Source organism: Marinomonas sp. A3A (assembly GCF_018336955.1).
GTDB lineage: Bacteria > Pseudomonadota > Gammaproteobacteria > Pseudomonadales > Marinomonadaceae > Marinomonas > Marinomonas lutimaris.
Map to the genome: position 1 here is coordinate 2,897,529 of NZ_CP025532.1, position 15,880 is coordinate 2,913,408.

The 15,880-nt window shown below is 43.4% G+C and carries 14 protein-coding genes; 4 read left to right on the plus strand and 10 right to left on the minus strand.

Annotation, left to right across the window (positions count from 1 at the left end):
- Positions 1-10 precede the first annotated feature (10 nt).
- From sdhA to sdhC, 3 genes are read right to left on the minus strand one after another with little or no spacing between them, the layout of a single operon-like run.
- Positions 11-1,783 (minus strand): succinate dehydrogenase flavoprotein subunit, encoded by a 1,773-nt coding sequence (gene sdhA / locus CYL31_RS13540; protein ID WP_212915733.1) that lies wholly within the window; start codon positions 1,781-1,783, stop codon positions 11-13.
- Positions 1,784-1,786: 3 nt separating this feature from the next.
- A complete protein-coding gene (gene sdhD, locus CYL31_RS13545) occupies positions 1,787-2,134 on the minus strand; it encodes a succinate dehydrogenase, hydrophobic membrane anchor protein (RefSeq protein ID WP_072839974.1) in 348 nt (115 codons plus the stop codon).
- Positions 2,128-2,505: a succinate dehydrogenase, cytochrome b556 subunit gene (sdhC, locus tag CYL31_RS13550; protein ID WP_212915734.1), complete on the minus strand. Its 378-nt coding sequence runs from the start codon at positions 2,503-2,505 to the stop codon at positions 2,128-2,130. The genes sdhD and sdhC overlap by 7 nt, the downstream gene beginning before the upstream one ends.
- A 570-nt stretch (positions 2,506-3,075) precedes the next feature.
- On the opposite strand from sdhC, the gene gltA reads away from it, so the two are divergent.
- Positions 3,076-4,359 (plus strand): citrate synthase, encoded by a 1,284-nt coding sequence (gene gltA / locus CYL31_RS13555; protein ID WP_212915735.1) that lies wholly within the window; start codon positions 3,076-3,078, stop codon positions 4,357-4,359.
- A gap of 80 nt (positions 4,360-4,439) precedes the next feature.
- Here the strand turns inward: gltA and CYL31_RS13560 are convergent, their stop codons facing one another.
- Positions 4,440-4,670 (minus strand): hypothetical protein, encoded by a 231-nt coding sequence (locus tag CYL31_RS13560; protein ID WP_212915736.1) that lies wholly within the window; start codon positions 4,668-4,670, stop codon positions 4,440-4,442.
- Positions 4,671-5,756: a DUF2066 domain-containing protein gene (locus CYL31_RS13565; protein WP_212915737.1), complete on the minus strand. Its 1,086-nt coding sequence runs from the start codon at positions 5,754-5,756 to the stop codon at positions 4,671-4,673.
- A 116-nt stretch (positions 5,757-5,872) separates the two neighbouring features.
- On the opposite strand from CYL31_RS13565, the gene purM reads away from it, so the two are divergent.
- Genes purM through CYL31_RS13580 form a run of 3 tightly spaced genes read left to right on the plus strand, consistent with a single transcriptional unit; the run spans position 5,873 to position 8,332 of the window.
- Entirely contained in the window at positions 5,873-6,931 is a 1,059-nt protein-coding gene (gene purM, locus CYL31_RS13570; RefSeq protein WP_212915738.1) for a phosphoribosylformylglycinamidine cyclo-ligase, read from the plus strand.
- Positions 6,928-7,581, plus strand: coding sequence for a phosphoribosylglycinamide formyltransferase (gene purN / locus CYL31_RS13575; RefSeq protein ID WP_212915739.1), 654 nt, complete (start codon positions 6,928-6,930; stop codon positions 7,579-7,581). The genes purM and purN overlap by 4 nt, the downstream gene beginning before the upstream one ends.
- 13 nt (positions 7,582-7,594) lie before the next feature.
- Complete coding sequence (locus tag CYL31_RS13580; protein WP_212915740.1) at positions 7,595-8,332, plus strand: DUF3108 domain-containing protein; 738 nt, start codon at positions 7,595-7,597, stop codon at positions 8,330-8,332.
- Between the two features lie 22 nt (positions 8,333-8,354).
- On the opposite strand, the gene mobA is transcribed toward CYL31_RS13580, so the two are convergent.
- The 5 genes from mobA to nirB form a co-directional block, all read right to left on the minus strand.
- Positions 8,355-8,930 carry a molybdenum cofactor guanylyltransferase gene (mobA, locus tag CYL31_RS13585; RefSeq protein WP_212915741.1) on the minus strand — a complete coding sequence of 192 codons (576 nt, stop codon included), beginning with the start codon at positions 8,928-8,930 and terminating at the stop codon, positions 8,355-8,357.
- Positions 8,931-8,944: 14 nt separating this feature from the next.
- Complete coding sequence (locus CYL31_RS13590; RefSeq protein ID WP_249411584.1) at positions 8,945-9,967, minus strand: glycosyl transferase family protein; 1,023 nt, start codon at positions 9,965-9,967, stop codon at positions 8,945-8,947.
- A complete protein-coding gene (locus CYL31_RS13595; protein WP_212915742.1) occupies positions 9,964-12,663 on the minus strand; it encodes a nitrate reductase in 2,700 nt (899 codons plus the stop codon). The genes CYL31_RS13590 and CYL31_RS13595 overlap by 4 nt, the downstream gene beginning before the upstream one ends.
- Before the next feature lie 307 nt (positions 12,664-12,970).
- On the minus strand, positions 12,971-13,303 hold the full coding sequence (nirD, locus tag CYL31_RS13600) for a nitrite reductase small subunit NirD (RefSeq protein ID WP_212915743.1): 333 nt from the start codon (positions 13,301-13,303) through the stop codon (positions 12,971-12,973).
- 4 nt (positions 13,304-13,307) lie between these two features.
- The gene (gene nirB / locus CYL31_RS13605; RefSeq protein WP_212915744.1) at positions 13,308-15,866 is read right to left on the minus strand and encodes a nitrite reductase large subunit NirB; all 2,559 of its coding nucleotides are present in this window, start codon (positions 15,864-15,866) and stop codon (positions 13,308-13,310) included.
- Between the last annotated feature and the right edge of the window lie 14 nt (positions 15,867-15,880).

The following is a 15,880-nucleotide window of genomic DNA, read 5'->3' on the forward strand; positions in this document are numbered from 1 at the left end:
ACACAACTCCTTAGTATGAACGAATTTTAGGTGGGAAAGCTTCCATAGTTTTTGGCGCAAAGTTTACATCACGCTTAGTCACTTTCTTATCAGCTGGGTGGAACAAAGAATGTTTCAACCAGTTTTCATCGTCACGTTCAGTAAAGTCATTACGCGCGTGAGCCCCACGGCTTTCCTTACGGAATTCAGCAGGAATAGCAGTAGCTTCAGCAACTTCCAATAAGTTCTCAAGCTCAAGAGCTTCAATACGAGCAGTGTTAAAGGCTTGACTCTTATCTTCAAGGTGCAAGTTCTCAACACGAGTACGAATATCTTTAAGTTGAGACAAACCTTTCTGCATTGCCTCGCCATCACGGAATACACCGAAGTAGAGCTGCATTACACGCTGAAGGTCCGCACGAACAGCGGCAACACTTTCACCACCTGTTGTGTTATTTAAGCGATTTAGACGAACCAACGCTTTTTCGATATTGGTATCGTCAGCATCAAGCGATTCAAAACCTTCATCCAAAGATTTTTTAACTTGAATACCAACTGCACGCCCAAACACAACCAAATCAAGTAATGAGTTACCACCAAGACGATTTGCACCATGTACAGACACACAAGCAGCCTCACCACACGCATAAAGACCATCAATGATAACGTCTTCACCCGCTTCGTTAATCTTAATTGCTTGACCACCGATATTCGTTGGAATACCACCCATCATATAGTGACAAGTAGGGATAACTGGAATTGGCTCTTTAACTGGGTCGACGTGAGCAAAAGTGCGAGAAAGCTCAAGAATACCAGGAAGACGCTTATTCAACGTCTCTTCACCCAAGTGATCCAATTTAAGCAATACGTGATCACCATCAGGACCACAGCCACGGCCTTCTAAAATTTCAAGAACCATTGAGCGAGCAACAACATCACGACCAGCAAGGTCTTTTGCGTTTGGAGCATAACGCTCCATAAAGCGTTCACCGTCTTTATTAATTAGGTATCCACCTTCACCACGACAACCTTCCGTTACAAGCGTACCTGCACCGTAAATGCCCGTCGGGTGGAATTGCCACATTTCCATATCCTGCATAGGGAAACCAGCACGCAACGCCATACCTACACCATCACCTGTATTGATGTGAGCATTGGTTGTAGATTGATAAATACGGCCAGCACCACCAGTCGCGATAACCGTTGCCTTAGCTTTTAGATAGACGGTTTCACCATTTTCAATACAGATTGCAATAACACCAACAACCGCATCTTCGCTATTTTTCACAAGATCAGTCGCATACCATTCATTTAAGAATGTCGTGCCGCCTTTAAGGTTACCCTGATAAAGCGTATGAAGAAGAGCGTGGCCTGTACGGTCAGCAGCAGCACAAGTACGAGCAGCCTGACCACCTTTACCAAAATCTTTAGACTGTCCACCAAATGGACGCTGGTAAATACGACCTTGCTCTGTACGAGAAAATGGTAGACCCATGTGTTCAAGCTCAAAAACAGCCTGAGGACCTACAGAACACATGTATTCAATAGCATCTTGGTCACCGATGTAATCCGACCCTTTTACGGTGTCATACATGTGCCAGCGCCAATCATCATTTGGATCATCACTTGCAATCGCACAAGTAATACCACCTTGAGCGGACACAGTGTGTGAACGCGTTGGGAATACTTTAGTAACACATGCGGTATTCAAACCGGATTCAGTTAACTGAAGTGCTGCACGCATACCTGCGCCACCACCACCGATAACAATGGCATCAAAAGAAATAGTACGAATATTTGCCATTACTTATAGCCCCCAAAGAACCTGAACACCCCATACGATGTAAACAAACATTACAAGGCCGCATAGAGATTGAAAAAAGAAACGAGCACCAGTTGCTTTAATATAGTCTGTAGAAATAGACCACAAGCCAATCCAAGAATGCATACCAATAGATAAAAGCACCATCAAGCTAAATATGCGCATCCATGTTGCTTCAAATAAAGCGCTCCACTGATCGTATGTAAGATCAGGATTAAGCAGCAAGTAACCGATAATGAAAACCGTGTATAGAGACAATACAACGGCAGAAACTCGTTGCATCATCCAGTCGTAAAGGCCTGAACGACCAAAACTTGTGATTTGAGTTACCATATCCACACTCCTGCTAATACAATAAGAACTGCAGCAATCACAATATTTGCGATAGCAGCACTACGTCCGCTTTCTAATTCTTCAAAATACCCCATATCCATAAACAAGTGTTTCACACCCGCTACGAAGTGGTACATCAGCGCAGAAACAACACCCCAAATAACAAACTTAACTAAAAAGTTAGTTTGCAGTGCATTAACCACCTGATCAAAACCTTCTTGAGATTCTAAAGAAAGATCGAACGCATAAAACAAGAAAGCTAACCCCACAAAAAGGATGATTCCTGTTACACGGTGAAGGATAGACACGATTGCTGTGACGGGCATCGATATTGTTAAAATATCAAGGTTGACTGGTCTTTTTTTATTCACGACTTTTTACACCATCTTATCGATTGAATGGTCAATCACGACCCAATGTCTATACGCAATTACACAATCTTTAAAAAGAGTAACGCAATCACGTCATAGGCCTGCTTTGAAAATCTCATCGATTTGCAAACAAATGTTTAAAAGCGACTCTCTTTTATCCATTAGCATCAGCAAATCAATGAAATCGTCTGAGGCGCAATTATAGACCAGCCAAAAATACTAAGACAAATAGACTGAACAAGAGGTTTTCAATGGTCACCATTCAGCAAATGAATGTAGCCATAAGCCGAAACAATAATGGTATAAAATTACATAATTATTTACACAAAAAACAGGATTAAAAACCTTATTTTTCAATAGGATATTGAAAAAACACTAACACCTTGACTTTATGCTACTTTATATTTTTGTCAGATAATTACAAAATTAGACACCCTAATGTAAATAGAGTGCAAATGAACAAGATTGACATTTATAGTCTAGAGACAGTATTTTTTCCGCACCTTCTGGGCCAGGTAGAGTCAACCTACGACTTCTTGGCCCCGAACCAGAATACGAAGGAGACCATAAATGGCTGATAAAAAAGCGACACTCAAAGTGGACGGAATCGATAAAACTATCGAGCTTCCTGTTCTTTCAGGCACTTTAGGCACAGACGTTATAGACGTTCGTAGCTTAGGCGCTAACGGTGTATTCACCTACGATCCAGGCTTTATGTCTACCGGCTCTTGTGAATCCTCTATTACATTCATAGATGGAGACGCTGGAATCCTTTTGCATCGAGGCTACCCAATTGCCCAACTTGCAGAGCATTCAGACTACCTAGAAACATGTTACTTGTTACTTTATGGGGAACTTCCCGATAAAGACCAAAAAGCAGAATTTGAAAAAACGGTTGGTAAACACACCATGGTGAACCAATCGATGCACAAATTCATTGAAGGCTTTAGAAATGATGCCCATCCGATGGCAATCATGTGCGGCCTAGTTGGTGCGCTATCTGCTTTTTATCAAGATCATATGGATATTAACAATCCTAAACATCGTGAAATTGCAGCATTTCGCCTAATTTCTAAAATGCCGACGCTGGCATCTATATGCTACAAATACTCTAAAGATCAGCCTGTTATGTACCCACGTAACGACCTATCTTATGCAGAGAACTTCTTGTACATGATGTTTGCAAACCCTTGCGAAGACTATGTAGTAAACCCAGTTTTCGCTAAAGCAATGGATAGAATCTTTATCCTGCATGCAGACCATGAGCAAAATGCTTCGACATCCACTGTACGCTTAGCAGGTTCCTCTGGCGCCAATCCATTTGCTTGTATTGCTGCTGGTATTGCAACACTTTGGGGGCCTGCTCACGGTGGCGCTAACGAAGCGGTACTAACAATGCTTGAAGAAATTGGTGACGTTGAAAATATCGATGAATACATTGCAAAAGCAAAAGATAAAAACGACCCGTTTAGATTGATGGGCTTTGGTCATCGTGTTTACAAAAACTTTGACCCCCGCGCTAAAGTGATGCGAGAGACCTGCGACCAAGTGTTGGCTGAACTAGGTCAATCGAATGATCCATTACTAAAAATCGCGAAGCGTCTTGAGCAAATCGCCCTAGAAGATCCTTATTTTGTAGAGCGTAAGCTTTACCCTAACGTGGACTTCTACTCTGGCATCATTATGAAAGCGATTGGTATTCCTACCAGCATGTTTACGGTGATTTTTGCCATGTCTCGTACCATTGGTTGGATTTCCCATTGGAACGAAATGATCAGTGGACCTTACAAAATTGGCCGTCCTCGTCAATTATATGTTGGTAAACCTGAGCGTAATTATCCAACTAAAAAGTAATTCATTGGACTAATGGATTATAAAAAAACGCGCCGTAAGGCGCGTTTTTTATATGCTAAAATCAGTAACAATGCTAAGCACTACTCTTCATCATCTTCGACTATTTCAGTTACAGTCGAATGACCGCACTTCACACAATCACCCTCTATCCATACTCTCTCTTTGCTTTCAAACTCCTTGGGATTGCTCATTCCCAAGTCCACTTCCATACAGTGATTACACCAAGTTTGCGCCAAAAAATCGTTTTGCTCCTCCACTGGACGAGCAAAAAAATCTCGCTCTACAACCTTTTCATCCAATAGATCTGTCATTTAATTCACTCCACTATATTGATAAGACACAACTCGATTTGCATCAGGATCTAAGGCATTCAATGGTGCACTAATTAACAAGCTGCTTAGTGATATACTGTTAAATAGCTTTTGCTTATCACCATCAATCTCAATCGAAAATTCAACTTTTTCACCATCAACCTGAACCAAAGTTACATCTCGGACCACCCCTATATTTTCTAAGTAGGACTGCACTTTACTCATAACACTGTAGCTCTTAACACCCACTATCTGAACATTCAACTTACTAGCAGAGCCGCCATTACGTACTGAAGCATAACGAGACGAAAATGCTTTAGCCAAGTCAGCACTCGCTTGATCAATTAAGTCATTAAGGTTTTCACCTCGCAAAACAAATCGCTCTGTCTCGCCACTTTTTAATAACACCAATAAATTTCCGCTCACTTGCCCTGCATAATTACTTATTCTAAGAGCCGCTACAGAATCCGTCTGATAACGTTTACTCGCATTTGTTATGCTGTCCTCAAAAAAGCCCCAGACATCAGACGCAGCAAGACTTCGTTTATCGACATCATCAAGCAAAGGTGCATAAATAGGCACACCGACTTTGCCAGCAGACTGTGCTAATTTATTCAGCGCCTCTGATGGCTCTTTTGATCCAGATAATGTCCTAACACCATTATTTTCACTCACCAACCAGACCAAGACAGACGGTCTATTCCCACCCCAAACTGGCAAATTATTCTGCGACAAAAAGCCATCAATGGATTCTTGATAAAAAGTGACCTTAACCTGCTTACCGGGAACCAAGCCGTCATCAGAAGGCAACAACTCGTTAAGCGACGCTACAGAATGTTGCGCAACCCAAGTTGGTGCTTTCTTTTTAGCCTGCTCTAATAAATCACCAGAAATGGCATTTTTATTACCCGAGACTTTTATCAACACATCCTCAGCGGCCAAACCAAATGCTTCATTTAGCATTTGCGCCTCTGATTGTGCCACTGGCAGATTAATTTCAGCACTATAAAGCCCCTCAACAGGGACTGCATTGACTGGCGAAATACAAAAAACACTAATAAGTAGTAAAAATATACGAGAATTCATAACCCTTCCTTCGTTTATTTGCCTATTCTACTGTCTTAATTGCAAAGAACCATAGCCCTAATGCGCCACTATGCTAAAATGCATTTTTTTCCTCGTACCATGATAAGGCATAGGCAATGACCAAGTCGGATAAACCATCCATTAGTTATAAAGACGCAGGCGTTGATATCAACGCTGGCAATCAACTTGTTGAACGTATTAAAGGCGTAAGCAAAAAAACTCGTCGCCCTGAAGTAATGGGTGGTCTGGGTGGATTTGGTGCTTTGACACGTCTTCCAACAAAATACAAAAACCCTGTTCTTGTTTCTGGCACCGATGGTGTTGGTACTAAGCTTCGTCTAGCGATGGACCTTAACCAACACGACACCATTGGTATCGACTTAGTTGCAATGTGCGTTAACGATCTAGTCGTAGCCGGTGCTGAGCCTCTATTATTCCTAGATTACTACGCAACTGGCAAGCTAGATGTTGATGTGGCTGCAAACGTTGTTACCGGTATCGGTGAAGGCTGTCTACAAGCAGGCTGCGCACTTGTTGGCGGTGAAACCGCCGAAATGCCTGGCATGTACCATGACGGTGATTACGATCTAGCTGGCTTTTGTGTTGGCGTGGTTGAAGAAGAAAACATTATTGACGGCAGCAAAGTCAAAGCTGGCGACAAATTGATTGCTTTAGGCTCATCTGGCCCGCATTCAAACGGCTACTCACTTATTCGCAAAATCCTTGAAGTAAGCAAAGCGGATCTTAATCAAGATATCGACGGTGTTGCTTTAAAAGACGCGCTAATGGAGCCAACTCGCATTTACGTCAAATCCATTCTTAAATTAATGGAATCCATTTCTGTGAATGCCCTAGCCCACATTACTGGCGGCGGCTTACTTGAAAACATTCCTCGTGTTCTTCCTGAAGACGCAGCGGCTCGTATCAATGCAACAAGCTGGAAACGTCCTGCTGTGTTCGATTGGTTGCAAGAACAAGGAAATGTTGAGCAAGAAGAAATGTACCGTGTTTTAAATTGCGGTGTCGGCATGGTACTTTCTATTGATGCAGAAAAAGCAGACGAAGCACTCGCTATTCTAAAAGCAGAAGGCGAAAACGCTTGGATCATTGGTGATATTTGCCCTCGTAACGGCGGAAAAGAGGTTTTAATCTCTGACCTAGAGACGCAGGCATGAGTTTTCCGATCGTTGTCTTAATTTCTGGCAGCGGCAGCAACTTGCAAGCTTTGATTGATCAAAGCTTGCAAGGACTACTCAATATCAAGATCTGTGCTGTAATAAGCAACAAAGCAGAAGCTTATGGTTTAGAGCGTGCCAAGGTAGCAGGTATACCAACGCACACACTTAACCATAAATCGTTTGATAGTCGAGAGGAGTTTGATGCTGAACTGCAAACACTTATCGATCAATATCAACCAAAATTGGTTGTTCTCGCTGGTTTTATGCGCATTCTAACTGAAACCTTTGCGAAACATTTTGAAGGTAGAATGCTAAATATTCACCCTTCTTTGCTTCCAAAGTACAAAGGTTTGAATACACATCAGCGTGCTATTGATGCAAACGAAAAAGAACATGGCGTTTCAGTACACTTTGTCAGCCCAGAACTGGATGCTGGCGCCGTTATACTCCAAGCGAGTACGGAAATAGCGCAAGAAGAAACCGCAGAAAGTTTAGCTAGTAAGGTTCACTCTTTAGAACATATTATCTATCCGCTGGCGGTTAAATGGTTCAGTGAAGAAAGATTAACATTCCATGACGGAACAGCTTTTTTTGATAACAATGCCCTGCCTGAAAGCGGCATTCTTTATAACGAAGCTCTAACATGATGTAGGAGAAAGTATGAGAACTCGTAAAATCCCAATGTTTTTAATGGCTATTTTTATGAGTATTCCCATGCTTTCTTTTTCTTCCACTAAAGTAAGCGCCGCAGAACAACCCCAAGAAACCTTCCTAAAGCCATATTCAGCTGTCTATAGTACTATCTGGAAAAAAGGCATTAGCCTGAAGGTGGAAGGCAAACAAACCCTATCGAAAAAAGCTGGCAATCTTTGGCACTTTGCTTTTACTGCAGACAGCATGATCGCCTCCCTTGACGAGTCATCCACTTTCTATGTTGAAGATCATCAAATCATTCCAACCAAATACGAATACAAAAGTTCGGCTTTAGGGAAAAAAAGAAGTGCGACACTCACTTTTGATTGGGAAAACAACCTTGTCCATAATGATGTAAAAGACAAGCCTTGGAATCTGGCAATTAACCCAAAAACATTAGATAAACTGTCTATCCAGCTGCAAGTTAGACAAGATCTAAAAATGGGAAAAAATGAATTCGACTATCAAATTGCCGATGGTGGTTATATTAAAAACTGGCGCTTTGAACGTGACAAAATGGAAACCATCGATACCAAGTTAGGTCGTGTTTCTGCTATTAAAATCATCCGCACCGACAACCAAGAAAAAGGTAAAAAGACTTCTTTTTGGTTTGTACCGAAATTTGATTACCTATTGGTCAAATTGGAACATAAAGAAGATGGTGAGTCTTATCATCTAGACATTGAATCCATGAGCCAATCATAAAAAATGCCAACGTAATACGAGTTTAAGCTAGCTCGTTAGGCGTGTTGACATTTAGTAACTCAGCACCATTTCCCCAAGTAACGGGTTGGCAGCCAAATGCGTCATAAAAACCTAAGACGCTATAACGCTGCCCTCCATCTAAAAAATGCTTAAGCGCAACCAACGCAGAGTCTACCGGCAAAATGGCATGCAATGGATGTGTACCCGATGCATCACTCAAAAAATGTATTTGTTCTGAAGACAACAGACTGGCCTCTTTAAGCTTTGCAAAAGCCGCACTACTAATACGGGGCGTATCGCAAGGTGAGATCAATAAATGCGATGTTTTCGCAAAGGCTAAACAAGTCAATAAGCCAGACAATGGTCCTTTCCCTTGATGATATTGATCATCGGCAACCACTTCATAACCAAGCTTTGCATAAGCTTCAAAATTTCGGTTGGCATTGATAAACACTCTTTCAGCAACTTGCTGCAAAGCTCGCCCGACTAACAAGGCCATAGGCTCTTTCTGAAACAACAGCAAACCTTTGTCCTGACGCGACATTCGCTCTGCTTTTCCACCAGCCAATACCGCCGCCGATAAGGAAATAAACGCCATACAACTTTCTCTTTCTACAAAACCGAATCAAAATACATTTTATCTCGTCTGGTCCAAATATCATCAGCCAAAACAAGACAATCCCCATGAGACGTCACACCATAAAGAAGTCCAGCAACTGACGCAATGGTTTGTCGAACCGCTTGCTCGCCAAATTGATCAAGTTGATCTCCACGCCAATGATCCGTCAATCGCGACAAATCCAAATTGTCTTTTAAGCGCCTATGCTCTTTTTCGGCTTTCGGCCAATCTGACCAACTGGCTACGCCATTTTGCCATTTCCCCAAAGTAACATCGCGCTCTGGATTTACTTCTGCTTCACCATTTCCGCCACGGAACACCAACACCGACGCATCACCTAATTGCTCACAAGCAGAAAGATGAAGCTGATCATAACCACGATGAAACACCCCATGCACACTATGATCAGCTGAAAATGGATTCATCATGCGTACAACCGTGTTTACAGGCGAGCGCAAACCCAATACGTACTTAAGATCCATCATGCCGCCTAACTGTTTATCTACTTCAGCCAACGGCATATAAGCAAAACACCTAACTTCAAGCTCTTGTGTTAACTGAGTCCTAGAATGACAAACAGCTAATCCCAATTGATTAATAGCATGCTCTACATACATTCGATTTTCCCCTTCAAACGTATGTCCATGCATCACAATTTTGATCCCTGTATTAGCAAGTGCAAGCGCCGCCAGCAAAAACCAAGGCAACTCATTGCGCTTACCAGCATAAGCAGGCCAATCCAAATCAACTTTAATTCCCAATGCTTCTTTTTTCGATAAATAGTCTCTAGTTGCCTTGGTAAAGCCAACGGTTTCTTCTACTGTCTCTTCTCGTATCCGAATCAACATCCAAAAAGCTCCCGATTGTTCTGGCGCTACGTTGCCAGACAACATCAAACTCATGGCGTGTTCAGCTTCTTCCACTGTTAAACTGCGTGCGCCTTTTTTACCTCGGCCTAAAATTTTTACATATTGAGTGAAATCATTCGTCATTCGGATTTGTGTACTACTCATCATGCAGATAACTCCACCACTGAAGAAACAAAGCGTTTTAATTCAGGAAGACAAGAGCCGCAATTGGTGCCACATTTTAACTTGGTCCCCAATCCATCGACGGAACAAATACCAGACGAAACCGCCTTTTCAATTTGCTTACTGCCTACTTGATAGCAAGAGCAAACAATTTCTCCTTTCTCTTCAGCGTTGGCGGGACTGCCTACCAAAATAGCTAAACGGTCTACTAATGATAACGACGTGTTGACTTCTAATTTAGAAATAAGCCAATCCGCCAAGATGGATTTAGGCTGCGAATGCATATAAATAAGCATGGTAATTTTTTGATCAACCAACTTCGCCAATCGAACTTGTTGGGTTACTGGGTTCGCATACTCTAACCACTCAACCTTTTTTGCTAAACCATCGCGCCGTTCTTCATGGATAGCTTTCAAAGACGCTTGTGTTTGCCCGTTCGGCCAAACAACTTCGTAGTGATAGCCTTGCTCTGATGGCACTTGGCACCAATACAAACAATCTGATAAAACAAGCGGAACTGCCGAGATAACCATGCCGTAGTCAATATCACTTACCGCCTCCAACTGAACCTGAGCGTGTTTAGACTCTGGTTGCCCTGACAAAGGATCAACGACTTGGGGGATTAAGTTAGATACAACGGACGCGTTAGCAAATTGTCGAGTCCAGTGAATTGGCACAAACACATTAGCCGGTGCAACGGCTCGACTTAGCTTAGCTTTTAGTAACACTTCCCCATACGGCGAAGTAAGGCGCACCAATGCTTTATCTTTAATACCAAGACGTTTCGCATCCTTGGGATGAATTTCCACATAAGGTTGTGCGGTATGCTTAGCCAAAGACGCTGCATCTCCGGTTCTTGTCATCGTGTGCCATTGATCGCGCACTCGTCCGGTATTTAAGGTAAAAGGCCATTCTTGTGAAGCTTGGTACTTCGGCAAACTTGGTGAGATCGCCACAAATTTTGCTCGACCGTCTAGTGTGAAAAAATAACCGTCCTCAAACATCCGCTTGGTACCTTCTGGACGACCTTTCGGCACCGGCCACTGCACTGGCGTAAGAGCGTCATACTCTGACTGGGTTATTTGACTAAAATGACCAATATCGAAATCACGCTTGCCATTGTTTTCAAACGCCGACAAAGCCGCATGTTCAGCAAAAATCTCATGCACATTTTGATAAGAAAACGCCGATTGAAAGCCAAGGCGTTTTGCCACTTCGCAGATTGCCCACCAATCATGTTTCGCTTGCCCTGGAGCAGGTAATAAACCTCGTTGACGAGAAATACGTCGCTCTGAATTCGTCACCGTACCGTCTTTTTCACTCCAGCCCGTCGCAGGAAATAGAACATCAGCCATAGCGGTTGTATCAGTATGCGCTTTGCAATCACTGACAATCACCAGCTCGCATTTTTCCAGCGCGCGTCGAACCTGAGTGGTATCTGGTAAGCTCACCATAGGATTAGTCGACATAATCCAAACCACTTTGACCTTACCTTCCTCCATGGCCTGAAATAAGTCGACGGCTTTTAAACCGTCCTTTGTAGCCATATTCGGCGCTTGCCAAAAACGCTGCACCAAATCCTGTGCACCCGGTGTGGCAAAATCCATATGAGCTGCTAATTGATTGGCCAGACCACCCACTTCTCGCCCGCCCATAGCGTTTGGTTGACCCGTAATAGAAAAAGGTCCAGCACCTTCTTTGCCAATACGACCCGTCGCCAAATGACAATTAATGATCGCGTTACATTTATCAACGCCAGAGGACGACTGATTCACCCCCTGAGAATAAAAGGTAATTGTCTTTGCCGTGTCGCGCCACCAGCTGGCTAAACTTGCTAGATCTTGCTCACCGATTCCGCAAAAGTCTGCGGTATAAGATAAGCTCGGAGTCGATTTTCTCGCCTCTACTAAAGCAGCCTCAAATCCATTGGTGTGGTTCGCAATAAAGTCATCATCTAAAACGCCAGCTTGAACTGAATCAGTTAATAAAAAGGAAAAAATCGCGGCGTCGGATCCGGGCTTAATTGCCAGGTGTAGATCCGCAATATCGCAAGTCGCTGTTTCTCTTGGGTCAATCACCACCACTTTCATGTTAGGACGTTGTTTTTTCGCTGCGGCAATGCGTTGATATAAAATGGGGTGTGTCCAGGCCGCGTTCGATCCAACCATAATCAGTAAATCACAGAGCTCTAGATCTTCATAATTACAAGGCACAGTGTCTGAGCCAAAAGCACGCTTATAACCGACAACAGCAGACGCCATGCACAGACGAGAATTGGTATCCACGTTGGCGGTGCCGATAAAACCTTTGGCCAGTTTATTTGCCACGTAATAATCTTCCGTCAGGATTTGTCCTGAAAGATAAAAAGCGAAAGCATCAGGGCCATGATCTTTAATCACTTGAGCAATTTTCTCGCTCACTGTTTTAATAGCCGATTCCCAAGCAACAGGATGACCATCAACTATAGGTGTTATTAAGCGATCATCCGATTGAATGGTTTGCGCAAGACTGCTACCTTTCACACATAAACGACCAAAATTAGCCGGATGCTCCAAGTCACCAGACACAGGTGGAACGGCTTCACTTGCCGAATGTGGAAGAGTCAAATTTACGCCACACCCAACACCGCAATATGGACAGGTCGTTTTTACGCTGGTTGCTGTCTTCATTGTTGTCGTCATGGACCTTCCTCGCGCTTTTAACTTTTTTAAAAACAAAAAAGGCCCAATCACTTTTCTAAAAAAGTGATTGGGCCTCGTTGCCTTTTGTAATATCTGTATGCTTTATGTGTAAGCCATCGTCGGTTTACGGTGCATCAGTAATCTATACAAAGCAATTAGTAAGCCAACTTTAAAAAAACACATTAAGCTGGCCATGACTAAGCTTTGCTAGGCTTGCAACTGACTCACTTCAGATAAGCTATAAAACACCAGCTGTCCGAAGCGTTCAAACGGTGCAGAGAGATCATTTTGGTGCACCGCTTTTTGATTAGTGTGTCGCAACAAACACATGACCGTCTTCTAATTTGGCGGGCCAATGGGGCACCTGAACAGTTTCTTCAAGACATTCGCCCGATGCCAAGACAAAGTGTTGTTTATACAAAGGGCTGGCAACGACCCATTGATTTTGTAAATGAGCAACCAAGCCTCGTGATAAAACATTCGCCTTGCCAACCGGATCCCAGTTACCGATCGCAAAGACTTTATTATCTGACTCAGGGACGTAGAAAATCGCGACTTGTTCGCCATTTACCATGGCCGCCACACCAGCACCCTCTATTAGGTCTTCTTGTTTACAAATTAATTTCCATGGCATCGTCATCGTTTTAACCTACCTTCGCAATTAATTGCTGTTTTTCTGATTCGGTTGCTGGACGCATTTGACTGCGCTCTTCAACAAAGACCACATTGTTATCACTTCCCTCATAATTCACAAATTGGCGGAAAGTCTTTAATGCTTCAGGATCTTGCAACGTGGTTTTCCATTCGCACTGGAAGGTATTTACTACGTGTTGCATACTGGCTTCAAGCTCTGAACATAAGCCCAGTTTGTCGTTAATCACTACGTCTTTAAGATAGTCCAAACCGCCTTCTAGGCCGTCCATCCAAACGGAGGTACGCTGCAATCGATCCGCGGTTTTGGTGTAAAACATCAATACGCGGTCGATGTATTTCACCAAGGTTTCATCATCTAAATCTTTGGCAAACAAATCACCGTGGCGTGGTTTCATACCGCCATTACCGCAAACATATAGATTCCAACCGCCTTCAGTGGCGATCACACCAATGTCTTTACTCTGAGCTTCGGCGCATTCCCTCGTACAACCAGATACCGCAAATTTAATTTTATGAGGCGAACGCAAGCCCTTATAACGATTCTCCAGATCAATCGCCATCTTCATGCTGTCATTCACGCCGTAGCGGCACCAAGTGCTACCAACGCAGGACTTCACCGTTCGCAAAGATTTACCGTAGGCTTGCCCCGTTTCAAAACCCGCTGCGATTAACTTTCCCCAAATCTCAGGCAATTGCGGCAGAGTGGCACCAAACAAATCAATACGTTGGCCTCCAGTGACCTTAGTGTATAAGCCGTACTCTTTTGCTACCTCGCCTAATACAATCAATTTATCAGGGGTTATTTCACCTCCGGGAATTCGTGGCACAATCGAGTAAGTCCCGTCTTTTTGCATATTGGCCAAAAAGCGATCGTTAGTGTCTTGCAAGCTGATGTGTTCTTTTTTCAACACGTAGTCGTTCCAAACACTGGCTAAAATAGAACCAACAGCGGGTTTACAAATTTCACAACCGTGCCCTTTGCCATGTTGGTTTAACAATTCAGCAAAAGTTTTGATTCCACCGACTTTCACTAGGTTGTACAAATCTTGGCGGGTATAAGCAAAATGTTCACAAATGTCTGTGCTGACCTCAACACCCAAGGCTAACAATTCGTTGTCGACGACTTTTTTCAATAAAGCCGCGCAACCACCACAACCCGTTCCTGCTTTCGTAATACCTTTCACATCACCGACGGACAAAGCACCACTACAAACAGCATCGTTAATATCTTGCTTGGACACGTTATGGCAACTACAAATTGATGCGGTCGCTGGTAAAGCATCTACACCTAGGCCAACGGGAGCATCGCCCATCGTAGGTAAAATAAGTGCTTGTGCTTGCTCAGGTAAATCAATGGCATTGAGGTAATATTGCAACAAGGTATCGTAATAACTGTTGTTGCCCACTAAGACAGCGCCTAATAGCTTTTTACCGTCTTCAGAAACCACCATTTTTCGATAGCTTTGGCTGAGCTCATCTTGGTAAACAAAGACTTTGCAGCCTTGCGATTGAGCATGAGCATCGCCAACTGACCCCACGTCGCAACCCAAAAGCTTCAACTTGGTACTCATATCCGCGCCAGTGAACGTCACTCCTACATCACCCAGCAAATGCCCTGCAGCTGACTTTGCCATGGCATAACCAGGTGCAACCAAGCCAAAAATACGATTATTCCAAAGCGCACACTCGCCAATGGCATAAATGTCGTCATCACTGGTTTGGCAATGATTGTTGACACTGATACCGCCACGCTCTCCAACCGTTAGACCCGATTGATGTGCCAAAGCATCCTGCGGTCGAATCCCCGCAGAGAACAAAATTAAATCGGTTTCAAGATAAGAGCCATCAGCAAAGTTCATGCGATGAAAAGCACTCTCTCCATCAATTATTTCTTTGGTCGCGGTGTCGGTATGTACCTTTACACCTAACCCCTCGATCATTTCCTTAAGAACCGCACCGCCCTTTTCGTCTAATTGAACGGGCATTAAACGCGGAGCGAATTCCACAACACTGGTTTCCAAGCCAAGATTTTTGAGCGCATTAGCCGCTTCCAATCCAAGTAAACCACCGCCGACAACCGTGCCTCTTGTTACTTGTTTCGCACAAGCTCTAATCGCGTCAAGATCATCAAGAGTACGATAAACAAAGGTGTTATCACGTTTATGACCAGGAATAGGTGGAACAAAAGGATAAGAGCCCGTCGCCAGAACAAGCTTGTCATAAGACAATGACTCGCCATTTTGTAATATGAGCGTCTTCGCCTCACGGTCGATCTCGGTCACCAAGCTATTGGTAAAGTAGCGCACGCCATGTTCGTCATATAAAGTGCCATCTGTCATGGCCAAATCAGCCGCACCTTTGCCAGTGAAATACTCGCTGAGATGTACACGGTCATAAGCTAAATACGGCTCTTCACCAAACACCGTAATTTGAAACTCTTCATGGCCAGCTTGGATAATCATTTGCTCAACAAAGTGATGGCCAACCATACCATTACCGATTACCACTAGATGAGGTTTAGTATTAAGAAAAGACACTGTTGACGTCATTTTATTCCCCTTTC

Coding starts and splice junctions, on each gene's coding strand:
- nirD (WP_212915743.1), bottom strand. CDS start 13,303: ATGACGATGCCATGGAAATTAATTTGTAAACAAGAAGACCTAATAGAG.
- CYL31_RS13595 (WP_212915742.1), bottom strand. CDS start 12,663: ATGACGACAACAATGAAGACAGCAACCAGCGTAAAAACGACCTGTCCA.
- sdhA (WP_212915733.1), bottom strand. CDS start 1,783: ATGGCAAATATTCGTACTATTTCTTTTGATGCCATTGTTATCGGTGGT.
- CYL31_RS13565 (WP_212915737.1), bottom strand. CDS start 5,756: ATGAATTCTCGTATATTTTTACTACTTATTAGTGTTTTTTGTATTTCG.
- sdhD (WP_072839974.1), bottom strand. CDS start 2,134: ATGGTAACTCAAATCACAAGTTTTGGTCGTTCAGGCCTTTACGACTGG.
- purN (WP_212915739.1), top strand. CDS start 6,928: ATGAGTTTTCCGATCGTTGTCTTAATTTCTGGCAGCGGCAGCAACTTG.
- CYL31_RS13580 (WP_212915740.1), top strand. CDS start 7,595: ATGAGAACTCGTAAAATCCCAATGTTTTTAATGGCTATTTTTATGAGT.
- CYL31_RS13560 (WP_212915736.1), bottom strand. CDS start 4,670: ATGACAGATCTATTGGATGAAAAGGTTGTAGAGCGAGATTTTTTTGCT.
- gltA (WP_212915735.1), top strand. CDS start 3,076: ATGGCTGATAAAAAAGCGACACTCAAAGTGGACGGAATCGATAAAACT.
- nirB (WP_212915744.1), bottom strand. CDS start 15,866: ATGACGTCAACAGTGTCTTTTCTTAATACTAAACCTCATCTAGTGGTA.
- purM (WP_212915738.1), top strand. CDS start 5,873: ATGACCAAGTCGGATAAACCATCCATTAGTTATAAAGACGCAGGCGTT.
- mobA (WP_212915741.1), bottom strand. CDS start 8,930: ATGGCGTTTATTTCCTTATCGGCGGCGGTATTGGCTGGTGGAAAAGCA.
- CYL31_RS13590 (WP_249411584.1), bottom strand. CDS start 9,967: ATGATGAGTAGTACACAAATCCGAATGACGAATGATTTCACTCAATAT.